This window comes from Paenibacillus sp. y28 (genome assembly GCF_037137075.1).
In the GTDB taxonomy this organism is placed as follows: domain Bacteria; phylum Bacillota; class Bacilli; order Paenibacillales; family NBRC-103111; genus JBBBNV01.
Window position 1 is genome coordinate 1 of the sequence record NZ_JBBBNV010000067.1, and the last position, 2,874, is coordinate 2,874.

Sequence of the window (2,874 nt, forward strand, 5' to 3'; positions counted from 1 at the left end):
TGTATCTTGGATAAGCCCTCGACCGATTAGTATTCGTCAGCTCCACACGTTACCGCGCTTCCACCCCGAACCTATCTACCTCGTCGTCTTCAAGGGGTCTTACATACTGGGAAATCTCATCTTGAGGGGGGCTTCACGCTTAGATGCTTTCAGCGCTTATCCCTTCCGTACTTGGCTATCCAGCCATGCCTCTGGCGAGACAACTGGTACACCAGCGGTACGTCCATCCCGGTCCTCTCGTACTAAGGACAGCTCCTCTCAAATTTCCTACGCCCGCGACAGATAGGGACCGAACTGTCTCACGACGTTCTGAACCCAGCTCGCGTACCGCTTTAATGGGCGAACAGCCCAACCCTTGGGACCTACTTCAGCCCCAGGATGCGATGAGCCGACATCGAGGTGCCAAACCTCCCCGTCGATGTGGACTCTTGGGGGAGATAAGCCTGTTATCCCCAGGGTAGCTTTTATCCGTTGAGCGATGGCCCTTCCATTCGGTACCACCGGATCACTAAGCCCGACTTTCGTCCCTGCTCGACTTGTTGGTCTCGCAGTCAAGCTCCCTTCTGCCTTTGCACTCTTCGAATGATTTCCAACCATTCTGAGGGAACCTTGGGGCGCCTCCGTTACTTTTTAGGAGGCGACCGCCCCAGTCAAACTGCCCACCTGACACGGTCCCCGTACCGGATAACGGTACCAGGTTAGAACTCCGATACAATCAGGGTGGTATCCCAACGGCGCCTCCCTTGATGCTGGCGCACCAAGCTCTCAGGCTCCCACCTATCCTGTACAGATTGTACCAAAGTTCAATATCAAGCTGCAGTAAAGCTCCATGGGGTCTTTCCGTCACGTCGCGGGTAACCTGCATCTTCACAGGTACTAAAATTTCACCGGATCTCTCGTTGAGACAGCGCCCAAGTCGTTACGCCATTCGTGCGGGTCAGAATTTACCTGACAAGGAATTTCGCTACCTTAGGACCGTTATAGTTACGGCCGCCGTTTACTGGGGCTTCGGTTCACAGCTTCGGGTTACCCCTAACCGCTCCCCTTAACCTTCCAGCACCGGGCAGGCGTCAGCCCGTATACTTCGCCTTGCGGCTTCGCACAGACCTGTGTTTTTGCTAAACAGTCGCTTGGGCCTTTTCACTGCGGCCCCCTCGGGCTATTCACCCTACCGAGGCACCCCTTCTCCCGAAGTTACGGGGTCATTTTGCCGAGTTCCTTAACGAGAGTTCTTCCGCGCGCCTTCGCATTCTCAGCTCGACTACCTGTGTCGGTTTACGGTACGGGCACCTTCACCTGGCTAGAGGCTTTTCTTGGCAGCTTGAGCCCAAGACCTTCGGTACTTATATTTCCCTCCCCATCACAGCTCAGCCTTACAGTGTGCGGATTTGCCTACACACCAGCCTTACTGCTTGGACGAGCTATTCCATCAGCTCGCGTCTCTTCCCTTCTGCGTCACCCCATTGCTCATAACGGTTACGGTGGTACAGGAATTTCAACCTGTTGTCCATCGACTACGCCTTTCGGCCTCGCCTTAGGTCCCGACTTACCCTGGGCGGACGAACCTTCCCCAGGAACCCTTAGTCTTTCGGCGGACAAGATTCTCACTTGTCTTTTCGTTACTCATACCGGCATTCTCACTTGTATGCTCTCCAGCGCTCCTTACAGTACGCCTTCAGCGTGCATACAACGCTCCCCTACCCAAGAACTTACGTTCAAGCCATAGCTTCGGTGGTGTGTTTAGCCCCGTTACATTTTCGGCGCAGAGTCACTCGACCAGTGAGCTATTACGCACTCTTTCAATGGTGGCTGCTTCTAAGCCAACATCCTGGTTGTCTGTGCAACTCCACATCCTTTCCCACTTAACACACACTTGGGGACCTTAGCTGATGATCTGGGCTGTTTCCCTTTTGACGATGGATCTTAGCACTCACCGTCTGACTCCCGAGTCTAAGTATACGGCATTCAGAGTTTGACTGGACTTGGTAACCCTTGGCGGGCCCCGCACCCAATCAGTGCTTTACCTCCGTTACTCGGTTCCTCGAGGCTAGCCCTAAAGCTATTTCGGGGAGAACCAGCTATCTCCGGGTTCGATTGGAATTTCTCCGCTACCCCCAACTCATCCCCGAGCTTTTCAACGCTCGTGAGTTCGGGCCTCCAGTGCGTGTTACCGCACCTTCACCCTGGCCAGGGGTAGATCACCCGGTTTCGGGTCTACGTCCACGTACTAAGTCGCCCTATTCAGACTCGCTTTCGCTGCGGCTCCGTCTCTTCAACTTAACCTTGCACGGGAACGTAACTCGCCGGTTCATTCTACAAAAGGCACGCCATCACCCCTAGATTGGGCTCTGACTTCTTGTAAGCACACGGTTTCAGGTTCTATTTCACTCCCCTCCCGGGGTGCTTTTCACCTTTCCCTCACGGTACTGCTTCGCTATCGGTCGCTAGGTAGTATTTAGCCTTAGCAGATGGTCCTGCCAGATTCCCACGGGATTTCTCGTGTCCCGCGGTACTCGGGATTCGTCTAGAGCTGCGCAGCGTTTGGACTACAGGATTTTCACCTTCTCTGATGGGCCTTTCCAGACCCTTCGTCTACGCTGCCTCGCTCATATTGACGTCCCACAACCCCTGGGTGACAAGTCACCCAGGTTTAGGCTCCTCCGCGTTCGCTCGCCGCTACTGACGGAATCACGTTTGTTTTCTCTTCCTCAGGGTACTTAGATGTTTCAGTTCCCCTGGTCTGCCTCTGCCCACTCTATGGATTCAAGTGAGAGTACGTATCGATTAAGATACGCGGGTTCCCCCATTCGGACATCCCCGGCTCAAAGCCTGCTTACGGCTCCCCGAGGCATTTCGTCGTTCGCCACGTCCTTC

1 rRNA gene is annotated in these 2,874 nt (G+C 54.5%); it reads right to left on the minus strand.

Annotated features, from left to right (window positions below):
* Positions 1-6: 6 nt before the first annotated feature.
* Positions 7-2,874: ribosomal RNA gene (locus WBG83_RS22175) — 23S ribosomal RNA — on the minus strand; the annotation flags it as partial.